The 26,662-nt window shown below is 66.1% G+C and carries 28 protein-coding genes; 11 read left to right on the top strand and 17 right to left on the bottom strand.

From position 1 onward, the window contains the following. Positions 1-55 precede the first annotated feature (55 nt). A complete protein-coding gene (locus tag ATN00_RS02830; protein ID WP_156415206.1) occupies positions 56-1,546 on the top strand; it encodes a lipopolysaccharide biosynthesis protein in 1,491 nt (496 codons plus the stop codon). A 1-nt stretch (position 1,547) separates the two neighbouring features. Here the strand turns inward: ATN00_RS02830 and ATN00_RS02825 are convergent, their stop codons facing one another. Continuing rightward, on the bottom strand, positions 1,548-2,549 hold the full coding sequence (locus tag ATN00_RS02825; protein ID WP_062061857.1) for an adenosine kinase: 1,002 nt from the start codon (positions 2,547-2,549) through the stop codon (positions 1,548-1,550). Positions 2,550-2,671: 122 nt separating this feature from the next. Here ATN00_RS02825 and ATN00_RS02820 point away from each other — a divergent pair, with 122 nt between their 5' ends. Together ATN00_RS02820 and ATN00_RS02815 are read left to right on the top strand one after the other, a co-directional pair. After that, the gene (locus tag ATN00_RS02820; RefSeq protein ID WP_062061855.1) at positions 2,672-3,340 is read left to right on the top strand and encodes an EI24 domain-containing protein; all 669 of its coding nucleotides are present in this window, start codon (positions 2,672-2,674) and stop codon (positions 3,338-3,340) included. After that, positions 3,337-3,711 (top strand): hypothetical protein, encoded by a 375-nt coding sequence (locus ATN00_RS02815; protein WP_062061852.1) that lies wholly within the window; start codon positions 3,337-3,339, stop codon positions 3,709-3,711. Before ATN00_RS02820 ends, ATN00_RS02815 begins: the two co-directional genes overlap by 4 nt. Positions 3,712-3,837: 126 nt before the next feature. Here the strand turns inward: ATN00_RS02815 and queG are convergent, their stop codons facing one another. Further along, a complete protein-coding gene (gene queG / locus ATN00_RS02810) occupies positions 3,838-4,884 on the bottom strand; it encodes a tRNA epoxyqueuosine(34) reductase QueG (RefSeq protein WP_062061849.1) in 1,047 nt (348 codons plus the stop codon). Positions 4,885-4,908: 24 nt separating this feature from the next. Here queG and ATN00_RS02805 point away from each other — a divergent pair, with 24 nt between their 5' ends. The 3 genes from ATN00_RS02805 to msrB are packed head-to-tail and all read left to right on the top strand — an operon-like array spanning position 4,909 to position 7,550. Next, entirely contained in the window at positions 4,909-5,874 is a 966-nt protein-coding gene (locus ATN00_RS02805; RefSeq protein ID WP_062061846.1) for an ABC transporter ATP-binding protein, read from the top strand. Further along, positions 5,871-7,064 (top strand): ABC transporter permease, encoded by a 1,194-nt coding sequence (locus tag ATN00_RS02800; protein WP_062061843.1) that lies wholly within the window; start codon positions 5,871-5,873, stop codon positions 7,062-7,064. The genes ATN00_RS02805 and ATN00_RS02800 overlap by 4 nt, the downstream gene beginning before the upstream one ends. Before the next feature lie 9 nt (positions 7,065-7,073). After that, on the top strand, positions 7,074-7,550 hold the full coding sequence (gene msrB, locus ATN00_RS02795) for a peptide-methionine (R)-S-oxide reductase MsrB (RefSeq protein WP_062061840.1): 477 nt from the start codon (positions 7,074-7,076) through the stop codon (positions 7,548-7,550). Positions 7,551-7,672: 122 nt separating this feature from the next. Here the strand turns inward: msrB and purH are convergent, their stop codons facing one another. Then, positions 7,673-9,274, bottom strand: a complete 1,602-nt coding sequence (gene purH / locus ATN00_RS02790) for a bifunctional phosphoribosylaminoimidazolecarboxamide formyltransferase/IMP cyclohydrolase (protein WP_062061837.1) — start codon at positions 9,272-9,274, stop codon at positions 7,673-7,675. A 129-nt stretch (positions 9,275-9,403) separates the two neighbouring features. Between purH and ATN00_RS02785 the strand changes: the two genes are divergently transcribed. Further along, a complete protein-coding gene (locus tag ATN00_RS02785; protein WP_062061834.1) occupies positions 9,404-9,862 on the top strand; it encodes an acetyltransferase in 459 nt (152 codons plus the stop codon). Here ATN00_RS02785 and ATN00_RS02780 read toward each other — a convergent pair. From ATN00_RS02780 to htpX, 5 genes are all read right to left on the bottom strand, one after another. Further along, positions 9,846-11,630: a heparinase II/III family protein gene (locus ATN00_RS02780; protein WP_062061831.1), complete on the bottom strand. Its 1,785-nt coding sequence runs from the start codon at positions 11,628-11,630 to the stop codon at positions 9,846-9,848. The two genes, ATN00_RS02785 and ATN00_RS02780, sit on opposite strands and share 17 nt — an antisense overlap. Beyond that, a complete protein-coding gene (rpe, locus tag ATN00_RS02775; RefSeq protein WP_062061828.1) occupies positions 11,627-12,289 on the bottom strand; it encodes a ribulose-phosphate 3-epimerase in 663 nt (220 codons plus the stop codon). Before rpe ends, ATN00_RS02780 begins: the two co-directional genes overlap by 4 nt. A gap of 78 nt (positions 12,290-12,367) precedes the next feature. Beyond that, entirely contained in the window at positions 12,368-12,853 is a 486-nt protein-coding gene (locus ATN00_RS02770; protein WP_062061825.1) for a hypothetical protein, read from the bottom strand. Positions 12,854-12,876: 23 nt separating this feature from the next. Then, positions 12,877-14,169 carry an RsmB/NOP family class I SAM-dependent RNA methyltransferase gene (locus ATN00_RS02765; RefSeq protein WP_062068318.1) on the bottom strand — a complete coding sequence of 431 codons (1,293 nt, stop codon included), beginning with the start codon at positions 14,167-14,169 and terminating at the stop codon, positions 12,877-12,879. 96 nt (positions 14,170-14,265) lie between these two features. Further along, positions 14,266-15,201, bottom strand: coding sequence for a zinc metalloprotease HtpX (htpX, locus tag ATN00_RS02760; RefSeq protein ID WP_197413656.1), 936 nt, complete (start codon positions 15,199-15,201; stop codon positions 14,266-14,268). A gap of 87 nt (positions 15,202-15,288) precedes the next feature. Between htpX and ATN00_RS22750 the strand changes: the two genes are divergently transcribed. The 3 genes from ATN00_RS22750 (at position 15,289) to ATN00_RS02750 (ending at position 17,065) form a co-directional block, all read left to right on the top strand. Further along, positions 15,289-15,462, top strand: coding sequence for a DUF1674 domain-containing protein (locus ATN00_RS22750; RefSeq protein ID WP_082635075.1), 174 nt, complete (start codon positions 15,289-15,291; stop codon positions 15,460-15,462). A gap of 173 nt (positions 15,463-15,635) precedes the next feature. Next, a complete protein-coding gene (locus ATN00_RS02755; RefSeq protein ID WP_062068313.1) occupies positions 15,636-16,073 on the top strand; it encodes a hypothetical protein in 438 nt (145 codons plus the stop codon). A gap of 92 nt (positions 16,074-16,165) precedes the next feature. Next, entirely contained in the window at positions 16,166-17,065 is a 900-nt protein-coding gene (locus tag ATN00_RS02750) for a UTP--glucose-1-phosphate uridylyltransferase (RefSeq protein WP_062061822.1), read from the top strand. A gap of 289 nt (positions 17,066-17,354) precedes the next feature. Here the strand turns inward: ATN00_RS02750 and ssb are convergent, their stop codons facing one another. The 5 genes from ssb to ATN00_RS02725 all read right to left on the bottom strand — a co-directional run bounded on the left by ssb (position 17,355) and on the right by ATN00_RS02725 (position 21,797). After that, positions 17,355-17,936, bottom strand: coding sequence for a single-stranded DNA-binding protein (gene ssb / locus ATN00_RS02745; RefSeq protein ID WP_062061819.1), 582 nt, complete (start codon positions 17,934-17,936; stop codon positions 17,355-17,357). 60 nt (positions 17,937-17,996) lie between these two features. Next, a complete protein-coding gene (gene feoB, locus ATN00_RS02740) occupies positions 17,997-19,859 on the bottom strand; it encodes a ferrous iron transporter B (protein WP_062061817.1) in 1,863 nt (620 codons plus the stop codon). Further along, positions 19,856-20,113 carry a FeoA family protein gene (locus ATN00_RS02735; RefSeq protein ID WP_062061814.1) on the bottom strand — a complete coding sequence of 86 codons (258 nt, stop codon included), beginning with the start codon at positions 20,111-20,113 and terminating at the stop codon, positions 19,856-19,858. The genes feoB and ATN00_RS02735 overlap by 4 nt, the downstream gene beginning before the upstream one ends. An 80-nt stretch (positions 20,114-20,193) precedes the next feature. Continuing rightward, positions 20,194-20,850 carry a COQ9 family protein gene (locus tag ATN00_RS02730; RefSeq protein ID WP_062061811.1) on the bottom strand — a complete coding sequence of 219 codons (657 nt, stop codon included), beginning with the start codon at positions 20,848-20,850 and terminating at the stop codon, positions 20,194-20,196. 47 nt (positions 20,851-20,897) lie between these two features. Then, on the bottom strand, positions 20,898-21,797 hold the full coding sequence (locus ATN00_RS02725) for a DMT family transporter (protein ID WP_062061808.1): 900 nt from the start codon (positions 21,795-21,797) through the stop codon (positions 20,898-20,900). A gap of 68 nt (positions 21,798-21,865) precedes the next feature. Between ATN00_RS02725 and ATN00_RS02720 the strand changes: the two genes are divergently transcribed. Next, positions 21,866-22,945 (top strand): alkene reductase, encoded by a 1,080-nt coding sequence (locus ATN00_RS02720; RefSeq protein WP_062068311.1) that lies wholly within the window; start codon positions 21,866-21,868, stop codon positions 22,943-22,945. Positions 22,946-22,948: 3 nt separating this feature from the next. Here the strand turns inward: ATN00_RS02720 and ribH are convergent, their stop codons facing one another. The 4 genes from ribH to ribD all read right to left on the bottom strand — a co-directional run bounded on the left by ribH (position 22,949) and on the right by ribD (position 26,635). Next, positions 22,949-23,371: a 6,7-dimethyl-8-ribityllumazine synthase gene (gene ribH / locus ATN00_RS02715; protein WP_062061806.1), complete on the bottom strand. Its 423-nt coding sequence runs from the start codon at positions 23,369-23,371 to the stop codon at positions 22,949-22,951. Between the two features lie 2 nt (positions 23,372-23,373). After that, positions 23,374-24,675: a 3,4-dihydroxy-2-butanone-4-phosphate synthase gene (gene ribB, locus ATN00_RS02710; RefSeq protein ID WP_062061803.1), complete on the bottom strand. Its 1,302-nt coding sequence runs from the start codon at positions 24,673-24,675 to the stop codon at positions 23,374-23,376. 75 nt (positions 24,676-24,750) lie between these two features. Next, positions 24,751-25,365, bottom strand: a complete 615-nt coding sequence (locus ATN00_RS02705) for a riboflavin synthase (protein ID WP_062061800.1) — start codon at positions 25,363-25,365, stop codon at positions 24,751-24,753. A 316-nt stretch (positions 25,366-25,681) separates the two neighbouring features. Continuing rightward, positions 25,682-26,635: a bifunctional diaminohydroxyphosphoribosylaminopyrimidine deaminase/5-amino-6-(5-phosphoribosylamino)uracil reductase RibD gene (gene ribD / locus ATN00_RS02700; protein WP_062068309.1), complete on the bottom strand. Its 954-nt coding sequence runs from the start codon at positions 26,633-26,635 to the stop codon at positions 25,682-25,684. Positions 26,636-26,662 lie beyond the last annotated feature (27 nt).

Below are 26,662 nucleotides of genomic sequence, written 5' to 3'. Positions count from 1 at the left end.
CTTTTATCTTTTATATCGGGCGCCAATGACAAGACGACAGGGGGATCATAATAATTTGGCGGCCGACGCAGCCCCTTCCGCACCGCAGGACGACATTGCGGCGCTTGCCAAGGGCGGGCGCACCAATATCTTCGGTTTTCTGCTGCGTCTGGCCGCGCGCCTGCCGTTCCTGTTCATCGCCGGGCGCTGGTATGGCGCGGATGCGCTGGGCCGCTTCGCTTATGCCGTGCTGGTGGTGGAGTTCATCGCGCAGCTTGCGACGCTGGGCCTGAAACGCGGCCTTGCGGGCGCATTGGCCCAGACCAAGCGGCCCCATTCCCATGTCGTGACCGACGCGATGGCGGTGACGTTGATCGCTTCCGTGGCGGGGGCGGGGCTGCTGGTCGTCTTTCCGCAGGCCATGTTTCCCAATAGCGGCATCAACGGCCTTGACCGGCTGCTGGCGTTGATCGTCATCGCGGTCGCCGGATCGGACGTGGCGCTGGCCGCCTGCGCCTATCGCTTCGACATTGGCGCGACCGTGCGCGCGCGGTCCATCATAGAACCATGGGCGATCAGCATCGGGGCGTTCGCCTTCGCCTTCTATTCGACCCGCGACGGCCTCATCCTCTCCTATGTGGTGTCGATGATCGCCGCGCTGGTCGCTTCGATCATTCCCATGACCCGCCATTATGGCATTCCCTATGGCTGGCGGCCCGATGTGGGGCGCCTGTGGCGGCTCGCGCGCCGCAACCTGCCGCTGGCGGCGGCGGATGGCGTCGAATGGGGGTCGCGGCGGCTGGACATGGCGATACTGGGCCTCTTCGTGAGCCCGGCGGTGATCGGTATCTATTATGTCGCGCAGCAGGTCGCGTCCCTGCCGCAAAAGCTCAAGACCAGCTTCGATCCGATCCTTGGCCCCGTCATCACCCGCAATCTGGCGGAAGGCAACCTGACCGCCATCGCAAAACAGGTGAGTCAGGTCGGCTTCTGGATCATCGCCGCGCAGGCGGGGATCGCCTTGGCGCTCGGCATCCCCGGCGAAGCGGTGATGGGCCTTGTCGGCCCGCATTTCGTCGGCGGCACCGGGGCGCTCGCCTTCCTGCTGCTGGCCGAAGTCGTCGCGGCCACCGCCGTGGTCAGCGAATCGGCGCTGGTCTATATCGCGCGACACCGGAACCTGATGATTTCCCTGTTCATGATCGCGCTTCAGGCGGGATTGAGCTTCATCCTCATCCTCGTGGCGCGGCGGATGGGATGGTCCGACATGGTCACCGCCGCCGCGCCCGCGCTGGCCCTGTGCATGGCGCTGGGCGTGGGCGCGCTGGTCAAGGCGCGGCTGCTCTCGCACCTGCTGAACGCCCCGATCAATGCATGGCGATGGCCGCTGCTGGGCGCATCCGCCATCGCCTGCATCGTGGGTGGAGCCTTCGTCGCGCTGCCGAGCCATTTCGAATGGGTCGAACTGCTGTTCGGCATCCCGGCGATATTGGGCGTCTACGGCCTCGTCATCTGGCGCTGGGGCTTCGGCCCGGACGACCGGGCCTTGTTCCGCAAGGCCACCTGATTCAGCCGAACAGCTTCGCTCGGATCAGCTTCAGATCTTCCTCCGGCCGCGCACCCCAGTGGGAAATCACTTCCGCCGCAGCCGCCGCGCCCAGACGCAGGCAGTCTTCCACGCCCATCCCGTCGATATGCGCGGCGAGGAAACCGGCGGCGAACAGGTCGCCCGCGCCCGTCGTGTCCACGATCTGCGACACCAGCGCGGCGGGCACTTCGTAACGCACGCCGTCGACCACCGCGATCGCGCCCCTTTCGCTGCGCGTCGACACCAGCACCGGCACCTTGGGCGCGATGGCGGCGACGGCTTTCTCGAAATCGTCGATCTGCGCGAGCGACTGGATCTCGCCCTCATTGGAAAAGAGGATGTCGATCTGTCCCGCGTCGATCAGAGCGGCGAAATCCGCCCGGTGCCGGTCGATCACGAACGTGTCGGACAAGGTGAACGCCACCTTGCGCCCCGCGCCCCGCGCCGCGTCGATGGCCGCGCGCATCGCCTTGCGCGGCTGTTCGGGATCCCACAGATAGCCTTCCAGATAAAGGATGCCCGCCGACCGGATCAGGTCCAGGTCCAGCGCCGATTCCGGCAGGAACTGCGACGCCCCTAGAAAAGTGTTCATCGTCCGCTGCGCGTCGGGCGTCACCAGGATCAGGCAGCGCGCCGTGGGCACATCGCCCTTCACCGGGGGCGTGTCGTAACGGATGCCCAGCGCGCGAACGTCATGGGTGAACACCGCGCCCAGCTGATCGTCGCACACCTGCCCGATGAAGCCGCATGTCTTGCCGAGCGCGGCGATGCCCGCCAGCGTGTTGGCGGCCGACCCGCCGCTGATTTCCTTGCCCGCGTCCATGTCGGCATAAAGCCGCTCTGCCATGTTCGCGTCGATCAGTTGCATCGCGCCCTTGGTCAGGCTGCGTTCGGCGAGGAAGCCGTCATCGCTGCGGGCGAGCACGTCGACAATCGCATTGCCGATGGCGATAATATCAAGCGCGGGGGCGGAAGCGGTCACGCGGAATCCTTGTCTGATGGAGGAGGAGGGAAAGGATGATTGCGCGTTCGTCTCTACCGGCGCGGCCGCCCGCGTGCAACGGCGCTGATTGACGGCGCGGCCGGGACGGGGGATAGCGGGCCATGGTCATAGTCGCCGCCCTGCGCGCCTTCCCGATCCTCTTTCACGCCGCGACCCGCAGGCTGCTCGCCAAATCGCTGGCGCTGACGCTGCTGATCTTCGTCGCGCTCGGTGTTGCGCTGTGGGCGGCCTTCCATGCGGTGCGCCTGCATTTCGGCTGGGGCGGCGGGGGGCTGGCCGAAGCGGCGGCCACGGCCATCGCCATGATCCCGACGGGCTGGCTGCTGTTCCGCGTCGTCGCCATGGCGGTCATGGGCTTTTACGCCGACGACATCGTGATGGCGGTCGAGCAGGGCAGCTACCCCGAAGCAGCGCGCGAAGCCCGCCCCGTCGGCCCGGCCCGCAGCCTGCGTTTCGCGCTGGCCTCGCTGGGCCGGACGCTGGGCTGGAACCTGATCGCCTTGCCCGCCTATATCGCCCTGCTGGCGGTGGGTTTCGGCACCATCGGCCTGTTCCTATTGCTCAACACCTATCTGCTGGGCCGCGATCTGGCCGACCTGGTGGAGCCGCGCCACCCCGCCCGCCCGCCCATCCCGCGCGGCAGCCGGTGGCTGCTGGGCCTCGTTTCGACGCTTCTCTTCATCGTCCCCTTCGTCAACCTGCTTGCGCCGGTGTGGAGCGCGGCTATGGCGGTGCACATGCTGCATGGCGTCAGAAGGAAAAGCGCATGAACCCGACCCGTCTCTTGCTGACCGGCCTGCTGTCGCTGCCGCTCGCCGCCTGCGGGGCCGGAACGGTGGTGCCCCAGACGCGTCAGCCAGCCCCGTCTGCCGGTCCGCCCGCCAGCGCTTTCATGAAGACCGGCCCGCTCATGGGCATGGACGCGAAGCATCTGACCGGGATGTTCGGCACGCCGCGCCTCGACATTCGCGAAAGCAGCATGCGGAAACTGCAATTCGGCAATGGCCGCTGCGTGCTGGACGCCTATCTCTATTCGCCGGGGCGGGGGAAGGAACCGGTCGTGACCCATGTCGACGCCCGCGCGCCTTCGGGCGCCGACGTCGATCCGGCGAGCTGCGCTACATCCTTGCAGGGACGTTAGGGCCGATCGCCAATTCAGTTCTGGCGGGCTGCAAATGCGGTCTTTCCGTGCTTCTGGTGTTCACGGACTTGGTGTCCGCTGCGCGCCGGGTCACGCAATTCCACCATCTCCTGAATGGCATTGGCCCTAGGCCGAAAGCCGCGCGATCGCCCATGTCGCCGCTTCGGCCACGACAGGATCGCCATCGCTCGTCAGCGGTCGCAGCTTTGCGATCAGGCGCGGCTCGCCGCTGTTCCCGGCGGCGACGGCGGCGTTGCGGACCATGCGCCCGCGCCCGATCCGCTTGATTGGCGAGCCGGAGAAAATCTCCCGGAACGCCGCATCGTCCAGCGCCAGCAGATCCTCTATCGCGGGCGCGGCCAGTTCCGCCCGGCCCAGAAAGGCGCGGTTCGCCGCTGCGGCATCGGCGAACTTGTTCCACGGGCACACCGCCAGGCAATCGTCGCAGCCATAGACGCGATTGCCGATGCCGGGGCGCAACGCTTCCGGGATCGGCCCCTTATGCTCGATGGTGAGGTAGGAAATGCATCGCCGCGCATCGACCACATAGGGCGATGGGAAGGCGTCGGTCGGACAAGCGGTCTGGCAGGCGGTGCAACTGCCGCAATGATCGTGTTCCCCTTCATCCGGCGTCAGCGCGATCTCGCTATAGATCGCGCCCAGGAACAGCCAGCTTCCATGGGTGCGGCTGACAAGGTTGCTATGCTTGCCCTGCCATCCCAGCCCCGCCGCCATGGCAAGCGGCTTTTCCATGACCGGGGCGGTGTCGACGAAAACCTTGAGCGCGCTGCCCTGCTGTTCGACCAGCCAGCGCGCCAGCGCCTTCAGTCCCTTCTTGACGGTGTCGTGATAATCCTTGCCCTGCGCGTAGACCGAAATCCGCGCCCGGTCTCCCGCCTTCGCCAGCGCCAGCGGATCGCGCCCCGGCGCATAGCTCATTCCCAGCATGATGACGCTGCGGACATCGGGCCACAGTCCCCGAGGCGATCCGCGTTGCTCCGCGCGCTCCTCCATCCACAGCATGTCGCCATGATGCCCCGCGTTCAGCCAGTCGCGCAGCCGCCGTCCCGCCATGGGCGCGGCGTCCGCCGAGGCGATCGCGCAGGCGGCAAAGCCCAGTTGCGCGGCCTGTCTTTTCAGGCGCTGTTCCAAGGTTTCGATTTGCGTTGGCATCGGCTGTCACTATTTGGGGAGCATATGACCGCTGATATGCCAACCCCGCAACCCGCCTATGCCGTCGAAGCCCACGGGCTTGTCAAGACATTCGGCGATTTTCGGGCGGTGGACGGCATCGACATCGCGGTGCCCGCCGGGACGATCTACGGCGTGCTCGGTCCCAATGGCGCGGGCAAGACCACCTTGCTGCGGACGTTGCTCGGCATCGTCGATCCCGACGAAGGCGAACGCACATTGCTGGGCGATCCGCAACCGCTGCGGCAATCGCGCCTCATCGGTTATCTGCCGGAGGAGCGCGGCCTCTATCCGTCGATGAAGGCCTTTGATGCCATTGCCTTCATGGGCGCGCTGCGCGGCCTGCCGCTCAAGGTCGGGCGGGAACGCGCCCGCGCCATGCTGGAGGCGCACGGCATGGGTGCTTCCGCCGACAAGCCGATCCGCCAGCTTTCCAAGGGCATGGCGCAAACCGTTCAGCTTTTCGGCACCATCGTCCACGAACCGCGCCTGATCGTCCTCGACGAACCCTTTTCCGGTCTCGACGCCATCAATCAGGGCAAGCTGGAGGTGTTGATCCGCGAACAGGCGCGGGCCGGGGTGACGGTGTTGTTCTCCACCCATGTCATCGCCCATGCCGAACGATTGTGCGAGCGCATCGCCATTGTCGCGGGTGGCCGCATCCGTTTCGAAGGGTCGGTCGCCCGCGCGCGCGACCGGTTGCGCCCGCAGGTGACGCTCCGCACGCGGGCGAGCGACGGGCCTTGGCGGCGCGCCTTGCCGCCCGAAACGTTGGCGCAGGACGGAAACTGGCATTTCGCGCTGCCCGATGGCGGGATAGAACCGCTGCTGCGCGCCTTGCTGGACGGCAATGCGGGGATTGAAAGCCTGTCGATCGAACGGCCCGGCCTGCATGACGCTTTCGTTGCCATCGCCGGGGAATCGGTCGCCCGCCAGATGACGGAAGACCGGACGCGGGAGGACGCGGCATGAAGGATATATTGCGCGCCGCCATGGTGATTGCGCGGCGGGATTTTTCGGCGGTCATCTTCACCCGGACCTTCCTCTTTTTCCTGCTGGGGCCGCTTCTTCCGATCCTGATCGGCATGGCGTTCGGCGGCCTCAGTGAAAAGATCAGCACGGACAGCCTGCGTCCGGCGGCGGGGCTGTCGATGTCGCCTGACGAAACCGCCCGGATGCTCGCCGCGCGCGAAGCCGTCGCCCGCCGGATCGGCGCGGATCACATTTCCGCGCTGGAAAAGGCGCCATGGCCGGTCGATCCGCGCAGCCTGCTGGCGCATAGCGACGCGGGCTATGTGGCGGTCGTTTCCGGCTCGGTCGACCGGCCGGTCCTGACGGGGCAGCCGTCCGATATCGACCGGCTGGAAGGCGATGTCCGGTTGATCGCCAGCGCCGCCAAGACCCGCGCCGTGCTGCCCGAAGTGGATGTCGAACGGCATCCGGTCGCGCAAAGCGTCAGCGGCCAGACGCAGGCGCGGCTGACCATGGGGCGGGCGGCGCAAATCCTGATATTCCTTCTCACCATGCTGTTGGCGGGCATGGTGCTGTCCAACATGGTGGAGGAAAAGAACAACAAGGTGATCGAGATACTGGCCGCTGCCGTCCCCATCGACGCCGTATTCCTGGGCAAGCTGATGGCGATGCTGTCGATGAGCTTCATCGGCATCATTTTCTGGGGCGGCTGCGCTGTGGCGGGCTTGGCGCTTCTCGCCGGGCCGGGCTTTGCGCTGCCCACGCCCGCGGTTGGCTGGCCGGTCTTCATCCTGCTTGCGGTGCTCTATTTCGCCATGGCTTATTGCCTGCTCGGCTCGCTGTTCCTCAGCATCGGGGCGCAGGCGGCGACGGTGCGGGAAGTGCAGACGCTCAACATGCCCGTCACCATGGCCCAGATGGTCATATTCTTCTTCGCGACCTATGCCGTCGATCATATGGGGTCCGCGCCGGAAATCGCGGCGGCGGTCTTTCCCCTCTCATCCCCCTTCGCGATGATTGCGCGGGCGGCGCAGGATGGCGCGATCTGGCCGCATGTTCTGGCGCTGCTGTGGCAGGCGATGTGGGTCGGGCTCATCATCCGCATGGGCGTGTGGCTGTTTCGCCGCCATGTGCTCAATTCCGGTGCGAAGCGCCCGCTGTTCAGGCGCCGCTCAGCTCCGCGCGCTTAGCTTCGCTGCATGAACCGGCGGCAGTTCCTGAGCGGCGGCGTGACAGGCGCCGTGGCGCTCGCGTTATGGCAGTTCGGTCCGGGCCGGGCGGAAGCCGCCTATCCCTTCACCCTGTCCGACGCGGAATGGCGCAAGCGGCTGTCCCCATGGGCCTATAAGGTGCTGCGTCAGCGGGCGACCGAGCCGCCCTTCTCCAGCCCCCTCGATCGCGAGCATCGCGCGGGCACTTTTGTCTGCGCGGGCTGCGCGCTGCCTCTGTTCAGTTCAAAGACCAAGTTCGACAGCGGCACCGGCTGGCCCAGTTTCTGGGCGCCGCTTCGCAAGGCGGTGGGCACGTCACGCGACTTCGATCTGGGCACGATCCGGACCGAAGTGCACTGCGCGCGCTGCGGCGGGCATCTGGGCCATGTCTTTGACGACGGCCCGCGACCCACCGGCAAACGCTATTGCATGAACGGCGTCGCGCTGCGCTTCCAGCCCGCCTGATTGGGCGAGCCGACCGGCTTCTTCGCTTACCCTGTTCGCCCTGAGTCTGCCGAAGGGCGCACGCTAATCGCCGATGCATGGGGAAGGAGCTTCCGCTTTCACGGCAGCACGGCCATGATTGCTCAATGCCGGAAGTGGCGCATCCCGGTGAACACCATCGCCAGCCCGGCTTCGTCCGCCGCCGCGATCACTTCCTCGTCCCGGATCGACCCGCCCGGCTGGATCACCGCGCTCGCGCCCGCCTCGACCGCCGCCAGCAGCCCGTCCGCGAAGGGGAAGAAAGCGTCCGAAGCCACCGCTGAACCGATCGTGCGCGGTTCGGCCCAACCGGCCTTGTCCGCCGCATCCTTTGCCTTCCACGCCGCGATGCGCGCGGATTCAAGGCGGTTCATCTGCCCCGCGCCGATGCCCGCTATGCTGCCGCCCTTGGCATAGACGATGGCGTTCGACTTCACATGCTTGGCGACGGTCCAGGCGAACAGGCAGTCGGCCAGTTCCTGCTCGGTCGGCGCGCGTCTGGTGACGACTTTCAGCATGTCGCGCGTCACCCGGCCATTGTCGCGGCTCTGCACCAGCAGCCCGCCCGCGATGCTCTTCATCATCAGTCCCTCGCGCGCCGGATCGGGCAGGTCGCCGGTCAGCAGCAGGCGCAGATTCTTCTTCTTCGCGAAGATCGCCTTGGCGTCCTCATCGGCGGAAGGGGCGGCGACGACTTCGGTGAAAATGCCGCTGATCGCCTCCGCCGTGGGGCCATCGAGCGGCCGGTTGACCGCAATAATCCCCCCGAACGCCGAAACGCTGTCGCAGGCGAGCGCCGCTTCATAGGCTTCGATCAGCGTCGCGCCCGTCGCCACGCCGCAGGGATTGGCGTGCTTCACGATCACGACGGTCGGCGGGCCATCGCGAAACTCGCTCACCAGTTCCAGCGCTGCGTCGGCGTCGTTATAATTATTATAGCTCAGTTCCTTGCCCTGCACCTGGCTTGCCTGCGCGATGCCGTTCGCGGTCGGGCCCACCGGCAGGTAAAGCGCAGCCGACTGGTGCGGATTTTCGCCATAGCGCAGCGTCGCGCCCAGCTTGCTCGACACGGCCAGCGTTTCGGGAAATTGCACTCCTTGATCGGCAAAGGCGAACCAGCTCGCGATCATCGAATCATAGGCCGCCGTCGCCGCATAGGCCTTGGCCGCCAGCATCCGCCGGAAATCATAGCTGGTCGCGCCGCCCTTTTCCGCCATTTCGGCGATCAGGCGCGCATAGTCGGCGGGATCGGTGACGATGGCCACACTTTCATGATTTTTCGCGGCGGAGCGCACCATGGACGGCCCGCCAATGTCGATATTCTCGATGATCTCGTCCCGGTCCGCGCCCCGCGCCACCGTCGCGGCAAAGGGATAGAGGTTGACGATCACCAGGTCGATCGCGCCGATCTCATGCTCCTGCATCGACGCCACATGCTCGGCATTGCCCCGCACCGCGAGCAGGCCGCCATGCACCTTGGGATGCAGCGTCTTGACCCGCCCGTCCATCATCTCGGGAAAGCCGGTGAGGTCGGAAATATCCTTCACCTCCAGCCCCGCGTCGCGCAGCGCCTTGGCCGTGCCGCCGGTCGACACCAGTTCCACCCCATGCTTCCCCAGCGCCTGCCCCAGTTCGATGAGGCCGCTCTTGTCGGACACGGACAGAAGGGCGCGCTTGATGGTGACGTCTGCGGGTGAAGGGTTCATGGAGATGGGCTTTCCTGCTTTTCGGACTCGTCGGGACGATTTTGCCCAGCGCCTTAGTGCGGAGCGGGAGAAAAATACAGCCCCGTGGGCACTCTTCCCCGCCAGGCGGCATCGGGCTATGCCCGGCCCATGGTGAGAATAAGGGAATCGAGGGCAGAAGATGGCGCGCGCATCATCGCTATCTGGCGCGAAGCGGTGGACGTCACGCATGATTTCCTGACGGCGGCCGACCGCGCCGCGATAGAAGAGGAAGTGCGGGCCTTCCTCCCATCCGCGCCGCTCTGGCTGGCGGTGGACGGTCAGGATCGTCCTCTCGGTTTCATGCTGCTGGATGGCGCGCAGATGGAAGCGCTGTTCATCGATCCGGCTTGTCGCGGTCAGGGCATTGGGCGCGCGCTGGTGGATCATGCCCTGACGCTCCATTTAGCGGTCACGACCGATGTGAACGAACAGAATGGGCAGGCTGTCGGCTTCTACGAGCATCTGGGCTTTGTTGCGACGGGCCGGTCGGACCGGGACGGGCAGGGGCGACCCTATCCGCTCATCCATTTGCGGATGGATGGCCGGGGTCTCACCCCACCCGCTTGAACAGCCAGCCGATGCTCGATCCGCCCGGCAGCGCCTCGCCGGTCACGACAAGCTGTTGCGTGGAATGCGGGCGTCCATCGGCATCAACCCACAGGCTTTCCTCGACGCTCAGCTTCCCCGCGCTCGCCCGGAATTGCCACAGCGCGCCCATGTCGATCCGCAGCAGCGCGCCCATGCCGTCCGCTGTCGTCGTCGGCTCCACGCCCGGCGCCAGATGGAACCGCAGTTGCAGGGGCAGGCGGGAGGGTTTCTTGCGTCGTTCCGCCGGGGTCAGCATATCCTCGCCCCGGATTTCCTTGCCATCCGCGCTCATCAGCAGCAGGCGGCGGTGGATATAGCCCATGCGCCGGACATAGCCGTCATGGCTCAGGTCCACGCGGCTGCCGTTTTCCAGCTCCTGCCGGTTGAGTTCGACTTCCGTCACGCCTCGCCCCAGCGTGCCGTCGGGCAGCAGCGCGGTCGAATTGCAGTCGTTCAGGATCAGCGTGCTGTGCGCCGCCGTGGTCCGCAGGCCCTGCGCCAGATCGCGGGTGATCCATTGCCCCTCCAGCGCCGCGCCGCCGCAATTGACGACCAGACGGTGGGGGCCGTCGCTGATCTCTATCGCGCCGGTCGATCCGCACCCCGCCTCCGCCAGCCGCGCGACGGGCGGCGGCGCGGCGTCGATCTGGGCCACGGTGGTGCCAGCCGCCAGCCGCTGATACCCCCATTCGCGCGCCTGCCGCAGCGGGCGGGTCCGCACGCGGCTGGCCTGGACCACGGCCTGCACATGACCGGGCGGGATCGCGCCCGCGCCCTGCCAGTTGCCAAGGCCGCCGTCGCCATGGGTCAGCCCCAGCAGTGCGGGAATGGCGCGGGCCAGCCCTTCATGCAGGAAAGCCGGGGCCTGTTCGCGCCTTACGTCATAGACCGACGCGACCATCGACAGCAGCATGATGCCTTCCAGCTGGTCGATCGGCGAACGGGACACGATGCCGCCATCGCCGTGGAAGGCGCTGTCGATCGCGCGCTTCAGGCCTGCTTCGCCGAACACCTTGCGCGCCGCGCCGCCGGGGATCAGCATGGATGCGGCGACGATGGCGCCCCATGCGACCAGACGGGGGAGGCCCACGGGCGTCTTGTCCGCGATCTGGTCCAGATGGCGGGCCGTCCGCGCGATGCAGTTCAGCACCAGCGAGCGATAGACCAGATCGCTCGACGACAGGATCAGCGGCGCATGGGTCGTCCAGAACAGCAGCCGCCAGCCCGCATTGTCCGCTCGCCATGCCGGTTCGCTCGGCACGTCGGCATGGGCGGCCAGCCATTTACGCATCACATTTTCCGCCACCGGCGCGCCCTGTTCGCGCGTCGCGACGCTCGACAGGTCGCGCAGCCAGCGGAAGCTTTGGATATGGTCGACAAAGCCGGGGGTCAGGTCCAGCCGGGCGAAATCCAGCGTGTCCACGGGCTGCTTCATGCCCCGGAACAGGAAATATCCCGCGCGGATGGATTGCCCCGCCTGCTGGTCGCCGGGGATCTCATCCTCCGGCACCGCCAGCAGCTTCAGGGGATATTTGCCCTTCAGCCGGCGGCCATGCAGCGGCGTCTTCCAGCTGAGCAGATAGAAACGATTGGCGATCCGCTGGGTCAGCGACAGCCCCTTGTCATCCGCCAGACGGATGAGGCGCTTGCCCTGCTCGATTCCGTCTTCCTGCTTCTCGGCCTCGAAATCCTCGGTTCCGGCCGCGTCGGAAGCGGAATGGGGGGGAAGGCGCTTGCGGTCCTTCACCCGCCCCTGAGCTTTCGGATATTGTCGGCATAGGCCGCCGCGCCGCCGCGGAAGGTCGCCGTGCCCGCCACCAGCACGTCCGCGCCCGCCGCGATGGCGCGCGGCGCGGTGGTGAAATCGATGCCGCCATCGACCTGCAAGCGGATGTCGCGCCCGCTCTTGTCGATCATCTTGCGGATCGCTTCGATCTTGCGAAGCTGGTTCTCGATGAAGCTCTGCCCGCCGAAACCCGGATTGACGCTCATGACGAGGATCAGGTCCACGTCATCGATCAGATAATCCAGCATCTTGGCCGGCGTGCCGGGATTGAGCACCACGCCCGCCTTCACGCCCAGGGACTTGATGTGCTGGACGGAGCGATGGATATGCGGTCCCGCTTCGGGATGCACGGTGATGATGTCCGCGCCCGCCTGCGCGAAGGCGTCCAGATACAGGTCCACCGGCGAAATCATCAGATGGACGTCGAACGGCTTTTTCGTGTGCGGGCGCAATGCTTTCACCACGCCGGGGCCGATGGTGATGTTAGGCACGAAATGCCCGTCCATCACGTCGATATGGACCCAATCGCATCCCGCTTCGTCGATGGCGCGAACCTCCTCGCCCAGGCGGGCGAAGTCGGCGGAGAGGATGGAGGGCGAAATGAGGATCGGACTGGTCATTAACCGTTCGCCTTAGCGGCGGGAAAAGGGCAGGGCAACGCATCATTTGGCCTGTGCGCGCTTTCCACGGCCGTGACGCTAGAGCAGGTTGAAGGTCATCGGGTTCAACCCGCGCGAAGCCGCCGCGCCCTTTGGCAATATCTGTTTCACGCCATGCAGGGCGGTGACGGCGTCGTCGGCGATGATCGGCGCGGCGATCAGCCGCATCGCGCATTGCCCGCCTTCGGCCCCGTTGATGTCGACATCCAGCGTGAAACCGCGCCGGTAGCGAATCGCATAAGCCCGCAGCCTTTCCATCGCCTCACGCGAATCCGGCACGTAAAGCGACACGGCATGGGGGCGTGCGATTTCTTGATGCCGTTCCAGCCCGAAAATGTCGAAAACCCCGGCGGTCCAACTGAGCTTTTCGGTCGCAAGGTCGCAATGCCACAGGCCGATCCCGCGCTCTGCCAGCGCCGCGTCACTGCGGGCGATGCCGTCGTCCAGCGTCAGCGGCGCCAGATGGTCCCGCAATTCGTAGAGGGGCCAGCTATGATGCAAGGGAAGAGGCTCGATAGGGCGCATGGCGAAAGCCTATATATCAGGGGTTAAACTCTGGTTGCCGTCCGCTCCAGTCTGGCCACGAAAAATCCGTCCGCGCCGCCTTGCGCGTCCAGCGCGCCGGGCAGGGTGCGGACCCATCCGTCCTGCGTCGGCGCGATCCCGGCGGGCAGTTCGGCCACCAGCGCGGGGCGGGTCGCGAAATCCGGCCGCCGATCCAGGAAAGTCGCGATCTGTTCCTCTCCCTCCGCCTGCTCCAGTGAACAGGTGGCGTAAATGATCGTTCCGCCCGGCTTCACCCAGTCGGCGCAGCGGTCCAGCAATTCCGCCTGCAATTCGGCCAGTTCCGCGATTTGGCGCGGGCCGATGCGGTGCAGCACGTCGGGATGGCGGCGATAGATGCCGGTGGCGCTGCACGGCGCGTCCAGCAGCACCGCGTCGACAGGGGCATCGGGCTTCCATTGCCGCAGGTCGGCCTGCACGATATCGGCGGAAAGACCCGTGCGCTCCATATTCTCGCGCAGCCGCTCCAGCCGCTTCTTCGACTGGTCCACCGCGCTTACCCGCCATCCGGCGGCGGCGAGCTGCATCGTCTTGCCGCCCGGCGCGGCGCACAGGTCCAGCGCCGCGCGCCCTTCGCCTGGTCCCAGCAGCCGCGCCGGGCAGGATGCCGCAATATCCTGCACCCACCAGGCGCCCTCGCCAAAGCCGGGCAGGTCCGTGATCGCGGCGCCATCGGGCAGGCGGACATGGCCGGGCGCAAGGCTGATCCCCCCCAGCCGCTCGGCCCATCTATCGCTATCCCCCGCATCGCGCAGGCTGACATCGACCGGTGGCCGCACGGCAAAGCTTCGCGCCGCCGTTTCGGGCATGGCCTCGCCCCATTGCGCCGCCCAGCGCGCCGCCACCTCCGGCGGGAGGGTCGGCGGATCGGGCAGGACCGGCTGCGCCCGCGTCACCGTGCTGAATACCCCATGGACCAGCTTGCGCGGCCCGCCATCGACCAGCGGCAGCGCCGTCGCAATGGCGGCATGGGGCGCCGTGCCGAGCGCCAGCACCTGCACCAGCGCGATCCGCAGCACCATCCGCGCCTTGGCGTCATCGGGCAGCGGCTGCCGGGTCGCCCCGTCGATCAAGGCATCCAGATCGGGCAGATGGCGCAAAGTCTCCGCCGCGATGGCATGGACCAGCGCCCGGTCGGCAGACGGCAGGCCCTGCGCCGCGCCATGTAACGCCAGTTCCAGCGGATCGCCTCGCCGCAATACGGCATCGAGCAGCCTGAGCGCCGCGCGCCGCGCGGGCAGGCCGGGAATATCATCGGGTCGGGGGGATCGTGCCATCATTCGCGCCTAGAGCATTTTCAAGGCAGGTGGAATGACCTGACACGCAGGAAATGCGGAAAGCAGGGCGCTGTCCCGCCCCGGTGCCAAGCTGCTTCAGTCCCGCCGCAAGGGATCGAGCGCGCTCGACCGCCTGCGCGTCGGCGCGGAAACCGGCGACAGCGCTGAAGCGCGGGCGGCGGGTGCGCTGACCGCCGGCGCGCCCATTTGCGCCGCCATATCCTGCAAGGCCGCGATGCGCTTTTCCGTCGCGGGGTGGGTGGAAAACAGCTCGCTCACATGCGTCGGCACAATGTAAAGCTGCGCGGCGGCGGGGTTGCGCTCCGCCACCGGATTGGGAATCCGCTGCGCCTGTCCCGAAATCTTCGCCAGCGCGGAAGCCAGTGCGCGCGGATCGCCGCTGATCTGCGCGCCCGCCGCGTCCGCGCCATATTCGCGCGTGCGGCTGATCGCCATCTGCACGATCATCGCGGCAAAGGGAGCGACGATCACGGCCAGCAATCCGGCCAGCATATTGCCCTGCCCGTTCCCGCTGTTCCCGCGAAAGAACAGGCCGAAATTCGCCAGCATCGAAATCGCGCCCGCAATGGTCGCCACCATCGTCATGATGAGCGTGTCCCGGTTCTTCACATGGCCCAGTTCATGCGCCATCACGCCCGCCACTTCCGCGCGCGTCAGCATCGACAGCAGGCCGGTGGTCGCCGCCACCGCCGCATTGTCCGGGTTGCGCCCGGTGGCAAAGGCATTGGGATGCGGCTCGTCGATCAGATAGACGCGCGGCATCGGCAGCCCGGCTCTTTGCGACAGATCGCGCACCAGTCCGACGAATTCGGGCGCGCTCGCCTCATCCACTTCCCGCGCATGATGCATGGACAGGACGATCCTGTCCGCGTTCCAGAAGGTGAACAGGTTCATGCCAGCCGCCGCCAGCAGCGCGATCACCGCCCCGCCGCTGCCGCCCAGCGTATAGCCCAATGCCATGAACAGCGCCGTCAGCGCCGACATCAGCATCACCGTCTTGAAACCGCTCACTTGCACGATCCTCCTTTGCCGCCCAGAGTGCAGGCATGATAGGAATATGGGGTCGTCGCCGCTTCCCCGCAATCGAAAGGCCCATCCATGGGAAACTATAATGGTCAGCGTCCCGCGCATGTGAAGGCGCCCGCGCACCTCTCCAAAAGCCCGCCGGTGCCTCAGCCGGACCCGCTCGACAAGCCCTCCATCCAGACGGAGCAACTCAGCCCCACCCGTTATGGCGATTGGGAGAAGAAGGGTATCGCCATCGACTTCTGACGCCCGTCATTCACGGCCCGCCGATGATTTGGCACGGTTAACGATGATCCGTGCCCCCGACACGGGGGAGCGTCTGCCCCCACTCTAGCCATGGCTGCTTCCCTCCGTGCAGGGTTTCCCTTGTAAAACAAGGGTCGGGGTCACGGGTTTTGAATCTGGTTGCGGACGTTCAGGTGAAAACGGTTTCGGAATATGCGCCCGAGGACGCGGCGCTGCTGTGCGGTGTCGGGCGGCTGGTCTGCGCCTGGACCATGTTGGAACAGAGCCTGGAAAAGAAAATCGCGATGATGCGAAAGGCGATGGGCGATATTCGCACCGTGGGCACCCGCAACCGGCCCAGCATGGCCAAGCTGATGACGGAATTGCGGACCATGGTCACCATGCGCGATCGCCGCAACGCGACGGCGCTCAACGAAATTTCGGCGATCGAACGCGACATGCAGCGCGTCGATCGTTTCCGCGCGCTCATCGTCGGCGGATTTCAGGAACCCGCGCCCGGCGGCTTCACCTGCCGCGATCCCCGGAACCAGCAGGTGCACATATCGCTTGAACAACTCGACGCGGAAACAAGCGCGCTGGAACAGATGGCGCAGCGCCTTCTGGAAGTCTGATTACCCGGAATAGTTCAGGAGTGGGATGCTTGACCTTTTCCGCGTGCGCGGCAATGCAAAGCCGTGCGCGCCGATAGCGAGAATGGAGAGTCATGTCGAATAAACCGATTCGCAAAGCCGTCTTTCCCGTCGCGGGGCTTGGCACGCGGTTCCTGCCCGCTACCAAGACCGTGCCCAAGGAATTGCTGCCGGTCGTGGACCGCCCCTTGATCCAATATGCGGTCGATGAGGCGCGGGAAGCAGGCATCGAGCAGATGATCTTCGTCACCGGGCGCGGCAAGGGCGCGATCGAGGATTATTTTGACATCGCCTTCGAATGCGAAGTCACCCAGCGCGAACGGGGCAAGGATCTTTCTGCGCTGGAAGGCACCCGGCTCGATCCCGGCAACGCCGTGTTCCTGCGGCAGCAGGAGCCGCTGGGCCTTGGCCATGCCATCTGGTGCGCGCGCGACATCGTGGGCGACGAGCCCTTCGCCATCCTGCTCCCCGACGAATTTATGAAGGGTGCGCCCGGCCGGGGCTGCATGAAGCAGATGGTCGACGCCTATGACAAGGTCGGCGGCAACCTCGTCTGCGCGCTCGAAGTGCCGATGGAGCAGACGCCCAGCTATGGCGTGATCGATCCGGGCGCCCGCGACGGCGCGCTGACGGAAGTGAAGGGCCTTGTCGAAAAGCCCGCGCCGGGCACCGCGCCCTCCAACCTGATCCTGCCGGGCCGTTACATCTTGCAACCCGATGTGATGAAGATCCTGGAAACGCAGGAAAAGGGCGCGGGCGGCGAAATCCAGCTTACCGACGCGATGGCTTCCCTGATCGGCCGGCAACCCTTCCATGGCGTGACTTTCGACGGCCGCCGCTTCGATTGCGGGTCGAAAGCCGGTTATATCGAAGCCAATCTGGCGTTGGCGCTGGACCGCGAAGACCTGAGCGACCACATCCGCGCCTTCGCGACCGCCGAACTGGGCCTGGGCAAGGTCGCGGCGGCGGCCTGACGACCCGCCCTGCCCCCTCCCGCGTGCGGGCGGGGGCAGGCGTGCCTCTCGGAGCCAACGGCTCTCCGCTCGTTTCAAGCGCCGCCGGGAAATCTGACGTCGCGCTGTCCAGCGCCGGGCGATGGCATGGGATGGGTAGCGGACAGGGTTCTCTGGCCGAAACTGGCCGCATGATGCCCCGTGCCAGCGGACCAATGGCCCGCAACGAACGCTGCCCGCCGCCCGGCAAAAAGGGCAGGGAAGCCATCGCCGCCCCGCCCTTCAAAAGGCTTTTGCGCTGTTCGGATCGTCAGAACGGCACTTCATCATCCAGATCATTGTCGAAATTCGGCCCACCTGCGCTGCCCCGGCCGCCACCGCTGCCGCCCTGCGAACGACCGCCGCTCGCGCCGCCACCGCCAAAGTTTCCGCCGCCGCCGCCGAAATCGTCATAATCGCCGCCGCCAAAGCCGCTCGAACCGCCGGACCAGTCGCTCCCGCCCTGCGAACGGCCACCGCCGCCCTGACCGCCGCCGCCTGGCGCGCCGTCCAGCATGGTCAGCACCGCGCTCGGTCCTTGCAGCACCACTTCGGTGGTGTAGCGGTCGTTGCCCGACTGGTCCTGCCATTTGCGGGTTTGCAGCTTGCCCTCGATATAGACCTTGCTGCCCTTACGCAGATAGCGTTCGGCTACGCCTGCCAGCCCTTCGGAAAAGATCGCGACGCTGTGCCATTCGGTGCGCTCCTTGCGCTCGCCCGAATTGCGGTCCTTCCATGTTTCGGAGGTCGCGATGCGGATGTTGCACACCTTGCCGCCATTCTGGAAGCTGCGGACTTCCGGGTCCGCGCCCAGATTGCCGATCAGAATGACCTTGTTAACCGAGCCCGCCATGATCCCTCCGAAGCGTATAAAGCGGTCCTTATAGAGCGCGGCGCGAAGCCGTCTACTCCCCTATGACAGGCCGAGCGCGGTGGCCGTCCAATATGTCGCGCCCGCGGCCAGATAGGCCAGCACGAACAGATATCCGACCATGAAGGCGGGCCATTTCCACCCATTGGTTTCCCGCCGCGTCACGGCGATGGTGGAAATGCATTGCGGCGCGAAAATGAACCAGGCGAGGAAAGCCAGCGCGGTCGGCAGCGACCATTTGTTCTTCAGCCGCTCGCCCAGGCTCTGCTCCAGCTTCGCCTCATCGTCGCCCGCGTCGATGGAATAGACGGTCGCCAGCGCCGACACCGCCACTTCCCGCGCCGCCATCGCCGGGATCAGCGCCAGCGAAATGTCGCGATTGAAGCCCACCGGCTCCAGCACGACGTTGAGGCCGCCCGCGATCCGTCCCGCGATGCTGTGGTCCACCTGGCTGGCGGGATTGCCGTCGGGCACGCGGGGGAAGCTCAGCAACACCCACAATATGACGGTGGAGGCAAAGATGATCGTCCCCGCGCGCTTCAGGAAGATGATCGCGCGCTGCCACAGGCCCAGCGCGATGTCGCGCGGGCGCGGCCATTGATATTTCGGCATTTCCATCAGGAATCCGCCGCTTTTCCCCTTGGTCACGGTCATGCGTAACGCCAGCGCCACCAGCATCGCCCCGATGATTCCCGAGACATAGAGCAGGAACAGCACCAGCCCCTGCAGGCCGATGCCCCATCCAACGTCCCGCGCCGGGATGAAGGCGCCGATGATGACGGCATAGACCGGCAGCCGCGCTGAACAGGTCATCAGCGGCGCGATCAATATGGTCGTCAGCCGGTCCTTCGGATCGGAGATGGTCCGCGTCGCCATGATCCCCGGCACCGCGCAGGCGAAGGAGGAGAGCAGCGGGATGAAAGCCCGTCCCGACAGGCCGACCTTCGCCATCAGCCCGTCCATCAGGAAGGCGGCGCGGACCATATAGCCCGTCGCCTCCAGCATCAGGATGAAGAAGAACAGGATCAGGATCTGCGGCAGGAACACCACCACCGATCCCACGCCATTGATGACGCCGTCGACCAGGAAGGACCGGAATATGCCGCTGGGCAAGGCATCGCTCACGATATTGCTCGCCGCTTCGGCCCATCCCTCGATCATCGCGATGGGCGCTTCCGACCAGGCATAGACCGCCTGGAACATGACGAACAACAGCCCCAGCAGCAGCAGCAGTCCGAACAACGGATGCAGCGCCACCCGGTCCACCGCCGCCGTCAGCCGCCGCGACGGCGTTTCCCGCACGATGGCCGCCTGCGCGATCCGCCGGGCTTCATGTCGCAGCAGATCGAAATCGCGTCCGACGATGACGGCGCGCGCGGCCATCGCCGGCCCGTCGATCAGGCTTTCGAGATCCTTGAGCAGATGGTCCAGCCCGCGCTTCCGCACCGCGACAGTGGGGATGACCGGCACGCCCAGTTCGCGCGATAGCACCGCCGCATCCAGTTCCAGCCCGTCCCGCGTCGCCAGATCGACCATGTTGAGCGCCACCACCGTGGGCAGCCCCAGCGCGATCAGTTCCAGCGCGAACCGCAGATGATTGTCGAGATTGGAGGCATCGACCACCACCACCAGCGCGTCGGGCCGTTTTTCCCCATCCTGCCTGCCCAGGACGACGTCGCGCGTGACCTGTTCATCGGGGCTGGCCGGGGACAGGCTGTAGGTGCCGGGCAGGTCGACCAGCTCCACCGGCCGCCCATCGGACAACGACAGTCGCCCGGCCTTGCGCTCCACGGTGACGCCCGGATAATTGCCCAGCTTCTGCCGCGCGCCCGTCAGCGCATTGAACAGCGCGCTTTTTCCGGCATTGGGATTGCCGACCAGCGCGACCAGCGGCATGGCGCTCATGCGACCGTTCCTTCCGGTCCGGTGCGGACGGTGATCGCTTCGGCATGATTGCGCCGCATCGCGATGGTCATGCGCCCGACCTTGCAGGCAATGGGACCGCGCCCGAACAGGCCGCCATGGTGCAGCGCCTCCACGCTGGCGCCTTCGCACAGGCCGAATTCGCGCAGCCGCTGCCCTTCCGTCGCGGAAAGGGCGTTCCAGTCGATAATGTCCACATAGGCGGGTTGTCGCAGCGGCAGGTCGGTCAGGCGCAAGGAAGGGCACTCGTCACAAGGTTTTGCGAGTGACTATCAATTACTATTGGACATGGCCAGTGCGAATCCGTCCCCGGCGCTCAGACTACGGGATAGCGCAGCCGCCCGATGAACCGCGAAAGGCTGAGCCGTTCGCCGCCGCCCGCTCCCTTGAAACGGGCCTTGGATCGCTCGAACCGCATCACCTCTTCGATGCGCCGGGCCAGGAAGGCGCGGCTTTCGGTGTGATCGTCGCTCTCATCGTCCAGAAATACCAGCAGCGTGGCGGCATAGACGCCCCCCAGCGTCATGCGCTTGCTATAATGGGCGAAGTCGGTCGCTTCGTCGCCCGCCGCGCGCCACATCGCATCGGCGGCGCGCCAGCCCAGCTTTGCTGCGCGGACGCCGTTGCGGGGCATGGCCATGATCGCGATGGCCCGGCGTAACGCTTCCCGGTCCGGCGCAAGCAGGGCAAGACGCGCTTCGACCAGAGCGGTGATCCGCGCGCGGATGGACAGGGCGGCGAGCGTCTGGGCGGAGAGGGAATCGGTCATCCGCGTGTCGATGCTGGCGAACCAGGCGTCGATCATATCCATCGCCCCGCCCGGAAAGGCGAGCGCCGCAATATCCGGGTCTATGCTCTTTTCAGCCGCCGCCATGGCGATGGCTTCATCCTTCCAGCCATCGAACGCGGCGTGGCGCGGGAGCAGGGGCGCAAGGGCGGCCCGCATTTCGTCAAGGGTAAGGTCGGCGGTCATGGAACCGCTTTAGAGCATTGGCCCGACAAGTGGGAACCCGTTTTTCGCTAGGGCTGGTCCCTGACCCTGGCCGACCAGGGAAGCCGCACGAGGATCAATGCCGCGGCAATCGCTATCATGCCGACCAGATCGGTCACGCTCATCCGCTCATCGAACAGCAGCCATCCGACGACGGCTGACACGGCGGGCTGGATCATCAGGCTCAATCCCAGCACCAGCGGCGAAAACCAGCCGATCGCATAGGTCAGCAGCCCCTGTCCGATCAGCTGGCTCGACAGCGCGAGGGCGATCAGCGGCGTCCAGTTCGCCGGCATGCCCTGCTCTCCCGCCGCGATGGATATGATCAGCAACGGACCCGCGCCGGACAGGCTGGCGATGGCCAGCACCGACCAACTGTCGAGCCGCTGCCGCACATCCTGCACGCTGATCAGATAGCCGGTGTAGAGCAGCCCCGCCATCAGGCAGAGCAGGTCGCCGCGCAAATAGCGGGGCGACAGTTCATAGCTTCCCCCCATCAATATCCCGCCGCCGACCAGCGCCAGCAACAGTGCCGCAAGCTGAGGCCGGTGCAGCGCCTGGCGCAGGATCAGCAACCCCCATAAAGGCAGCACCAGCGCACTGATATTGCCGAACATGGTCGCATTGGCGACTTTCGTATGGTGGATGCCCGCATGCCATGTGGCGAGATCCGCGGCGAAGAAGAGGCCCGCCAATATCATCAGGCTCCATTGCCGCTTGCCCAGCGACGCGGTTCGCAGGCGGGGCAGGGCGAGGAGGAAGAGAAAGGGGGTGGCCAGCGCCAGTCGCCAGAAGGCCGCCGCAATCGGCCCCACATCGCTCAGGCGCACCAATACCGGACCCATCGCCAGAAAAATATTCGCAAGGACAAGGGCGGGAAATGCCATGGGCGGCACATGTTTTTGCATCATGGGCATTGAACCGGCCATGGCGGCTCCCTAGCTGGCTTCGGCACCCATGTCCCGTTTCAAATTGAAACTGTATGAAGGGAATATCCATGCCGACCCTGTTCGATCCGATCCAGCTTGGCGCGATAGCCGCGCCCAACCGAATCCTGATGGCCCCGCTCACTCGCGCGCGGGCCACGCGCGACCATGTGCCCACGCCCCTGATGGCGGACTATTACGCCCAGCGCGCGCAGGCGGGGCTCATCATCAGCGAGGCGACCGGAATTTCGCGTCAGGGCTTGGGCTGGCCCCATGCGCCCGGACTCTGGACGGAAGAGCAGGTGGAGGCATGGAAGCCCGTGACCGAAGCGGTGCACAGGGCAGGCGGCAGGATCGTGTCGCAGCTCTGGCATATGGGCCGCCTCGTCCATTCCAGCATGTCGGGGCAGCAGCCCCTGTCCTCCAGCCCGATCGCCGCGCCCGGCGACGCCCATACGAATGCAGGCAAGCAGCCCTATGAAACGCCGCGCGCGCTGACGGTGGATGAAATCCCCGCGCTGCTGGATAGTTATGCGGCGGCCGCCCGCAACGCCATCGCCGCCGGGTTCGACGGGGTCCAGATCCATGCCGCCAACGGCTATCTGATCGACCAGTTCCTCCGCAACGGCGTCAATCATCGGGACGACGACTATGGCGGCAGCCCGGAAAACCGCGTCCGCCTTTTGCGCGAAGTGACGGCCATCGTCGCCGATGCCGTCGGCGCGGATCGCACCGCTGTCCGTCTTTCGCCCAATGGCGAATCGCAGGGCACCGATGACAGCGACCCCGCCAGCCTGTTCCCGCTCGCGGCGCAGGCGCTCGACCGGATCGGCATCGCCTTTCTGGAACTGCGCGAACTCCATGCGAATGGCAGCTATGGCAGCAGCGACGTGCCACGCCAGTCGCCGCTGATCCGCCGGCATTTTTCCGGCCCGCTGGTGCTCAACAGCGATTATGACGCGGCGCGGGCGCAGGCGGATCTGGACAGCGGGCTGGCCGACGCCATCAGCTTTGGCCGCCCCTTCATCGCCAATCCGGACCTGCCGCTGCGCCTGCGCCGGAACGCGCCGCTCAATGCGTGGGACATGGAGACATTCTACAGCGGCGGGGCGGAAGGTTACGTCACCTATTCCGCGCTGGAAGCCGCCTGAATATCAGCCCTCGAACCGTTCCCGCAACTTCAGCATGGCGATGGCGGCCTTGGCCGCCTCGCCGCCTTTGTCCTTTTCGGTGCGGCGGGCGCGGGTGAGGGCCTGCGCTTCGTTCTCGACCGTCAGGATGCCATTGCCGATGGCGATGCCGTCCATGCTGAGCGCCATCAGGCCGCGCGCGCTTTCGTTCGACACGACTTCGAAATGATAGGTTTCGCCGCGGATCACCACGCCGATGCCGATAAAGCCGTCATAGCGCCCGCTTTCCGCCGCCAGCGCGACCGCGCCGGGGATTTCCAGCGCGCCGGGCACGGTGACGACATCATATTTATGCCCCGCTTCCTCCAGCGCGGCGCCTGCGCCTTCGATCAGCAGGTCGTTGAGATGGTCGTAGAAGCGCGCCTCGACGATCAGGAACTTGGCCATGCTTAATTATCCTCCGGAAGCGTGATGGAGCGTTGGCCGACGACGGCCAGGTCATAACCGTCCAGCGCGACCAGACTGCGGTGGCTGTTGGTGAGCAGGATCATGTCATGCACGCCCAGTTCGGCAAGGATCTGCGCGCCCACGCCATAATCGCGCAGTTCATCGTCCATGCCTGAAGGAGCCTTGCCCGCATGGCGCTCCAGAAAGCGCGTAATGAATTCCGATGTGCTGCCCCGCGCCGTCAGGACGACGATGATGCCCGCGCCCTCTTCACCGATGATCTCCATCGAATGCGACAGCAGGTTGCCGCGCGCGCCGGTCGCGCCGTAGATATCGTCCAGCATCGACATCTGATGCATCCGCACCAGCGTGGGTTCGTCCGGAACGATATGTCCCTTTTGCAGCACGAGCTGATCGGTCTGGGTCGCCTTGTTGTAGAAGCTGATGGCTTTCCAGTCGCCGCCCCACCGGCTGGTGAAGGTCGTTTCCGCGCGCCGTTCGAACATATGATCGTGGCGGCGGCGATAAGCGATCAGGTCGCGGATCGTGCCGATCTTCATCCCATGCTTCTGCGCGAAGGGAATGAGGTCGTCGAGGCGCGCCATGGTCCCGTCATCCTTCATCACCTCGCAGATGACGCCGGAAGGATTGAGACCGGCGAGCCGGGCCACGTCGACCGCCGCTTCGGTGTGGCCCGTGCGGACCAGAACGCCGCCATCCTTGGCGACCAGCGGAAAGACATGCCCCGGCGTCACGATGTCGTCGCGGCTTTTCGAACCGTCGATGGCGACGGAAATGGTGCGGGCGCGGTCGGCGGCGCTGATGCCGGTGGTGACGCCCTCGCGCGCCTCGATCGACACGGTGAAGGCGGTTTCATGCCGCGTGCCGTTGTTGCGGCTCATGAGGTCCAGGCCCAGCTCGTCCACCCGGCTTTTGGTCAGCGCCAGGCAGATGAGGCCGCGGCCATGCGTCGCCATGAAGTTGATCGCATCGGGCGTCGCCATCTGCGCGGGAATGACCAGATCGCCTTCATTTTCCCGATCCTCGTCATCGACCAGGATGAACATGCGGCCGTTGCGGGCTTCGTTGATAATCTCTTCCGGGCTGGCCAGCGCCGTGCCGCCCGCGCGCCGCTGGAGATAGGTTTCCAGCTTGCCGAGCGTCTCGGCCGTAGGGTTCCAGTCCGTCTCGCCCAGACGGCGCAGGCTGTTGGCGTGCAGCCCGGCGGCGCGGGCAAGGCCCGACCGGGACATGCCCCCATCGGTGACGAGCGAACGAAGGCTATCGATTAATGCGGCGGACATGGAAAGCGACTCCTCGCTCGGAATGACATGATGGAGTCATATTTCACACTACAATGTGATAATTGCAAGTGGAAATCACATTGGGCGGTCGCGAAGAGACTGCATGCGGTCCAGATAACGGGCCAGCACATCAATCTCCAGATTGAAGGCGCGGCCTTCCGGCAGGGTTTCCAATGTCGTGGCGGCGGCCGTGTGGGGAATGATATTGAGGCCGAAATGGGTCGAGCCGTCCGGCTGATCCTCCACGCTGTTCACGGTCAGCGAAATGCCATCGACCGTGATCGAACCCTTGGCCGCGAGCGATGGCGCAAGTTCGGCGGGCGCGCGGATGACGAGGCGGGTGGAATCCCCTTCCGGGGTGGCCGACACCAAAATGCCCACGCCGTCCACATGGCCCGTCACGATATGCCCGCCCAGTTCGTCGCCCACCTTGAGCGCGCGTTCCAGATTGAGCTTGCCGCCCTGCCGCCACAGGCCCGGCGCGGTGCGCGCCACCGTTTCGGCGGACATGTCGACGGCGAACCAGTCCGCGCCTTTTTCCACCACCGTCAGGCAAGCGCCCGAACAGGCGATGGAAGCGCCGATCGCGACGCTTTCCATGTCGTAACCGCAACCGATGACCAGCCGCAGGTCGCCGCGCTGCTCGGTGGAGCTTATGGTGCCGATGTCGGTGATGATGCCGGTGAACATGGGTCGATGGTCCTGAACGTCGAAAATCGGAAACTGTGAAACGCGACTTAGAACAATGCGCGGTAAAGCGAAACCACCTCCATTGCCCTGAGCGCCGCCCATAAAGCCGAACGGTCTGCTTTCGGCCAATGGCCGCCACCCCACCTCCGTTCGGGCTGGGCCTGTCGAAGCCTGTCCTGAGCGACGCCGCAGGCGGCGTCGAAGGGCCTTCCACTGAGCAAAGCGAAGGGGCCTCCCTTACGCCCTTCGACTTCGCTCAGGGCGAACGGAGATGGGAATAGCAGACAGTCCACCTTCCACCCAAACCGGCCAGCCACTATGCCCCGCGCGCTGCCGCGTAAACCTCCAACTGGTCGACGCCCAGCCGTCTTTCGTCGGTCAGCGTCCATTGCCCATGCGCCTGAGCCAGGTCGGCAAGGCCGATGTCGCCCAGGGCCGGCAGCCCGTCGCCGATCAGGATCGGCGCGCGATAAAGCAGCAGCCGGTCGACCAGCCCGGCCCGCAGGAAAGCGGCCGCCGTCTGCGCGCCGCCCTCCACCAGCAGATGATCGACCCGGTCCAGCGCGGCAATATCCTCCGGCCGCTTGATCCGCTCCCAGCCGGAAGGCGCTTCGCCCCGGCTGAGCAGGATGCGGCGGGGCGAGCGGCTTTCCATCCCCGGCAGCCGCACATCGAGCCGCGGCGCATCGGCGCGCAGCGTGCCGCCGCCGACTAATATGGCGTCATGCCGCGCCCGCTCCAGATGGGCGTGCGCGCGCGCGTCCGGCCCGGTGATCCAGCGGCTCGATCCGTCGGGCAGCGCGATCCGGCCGTCGAGCGACAGGCCCAGCTTCAGCGTGACGGCGGGCCGCCCCAACGTCTGTCGCAGCACGAAACCAGCCATGGCGGCGCGCGCCTCGGCCTCCATCAGTCCCATTTCGACGATGACGCCATGATCGCGCAGCCATGCCGCACCCTGGCCGTCCGTGCGCGGATCGGGATCGCGCAGGGCGATGACGATGCGCCGGATTCCTGCGCGCGCCAGCAGGTCGGCGCAGCGCGGGCCGCGTGGGGACAGGTGAAAACAGGGCTCCAGCGTCACATAGGCCGTCGCGTCATGCGCCCGGTCCATGGCCTGTTCCAGCGCCTGCGCCTCGGCATGGGGACGTCCGCCTTTCTGCGTCCAGCCACGCCCGACGATGCGTTCGTCCCTGACGATCAGGCAGCCGACATTGGGATTGGGGGTGGAAAGGCCGCGGCCCCGCCCGGACAGGGCGATCGCCGCCGCCATGAAGCGCCGGTCGGCGGCGGGATCGGC

Origin of the sequence: Sphingobium baderi (assembly GCF_001456115.1) — a bacterium.
In the GTDB taxonomy this organism is placed as follows: Bacteria; Pseudomonadota; Alphaproteobacteria; order Sphingomonadales; family Sphingomonadaceae; genus Sphingobium; species Sphingobium baderi_A.
This window is presented reverse-complemented; position numbering and strand designations above follow the sequence as displayed.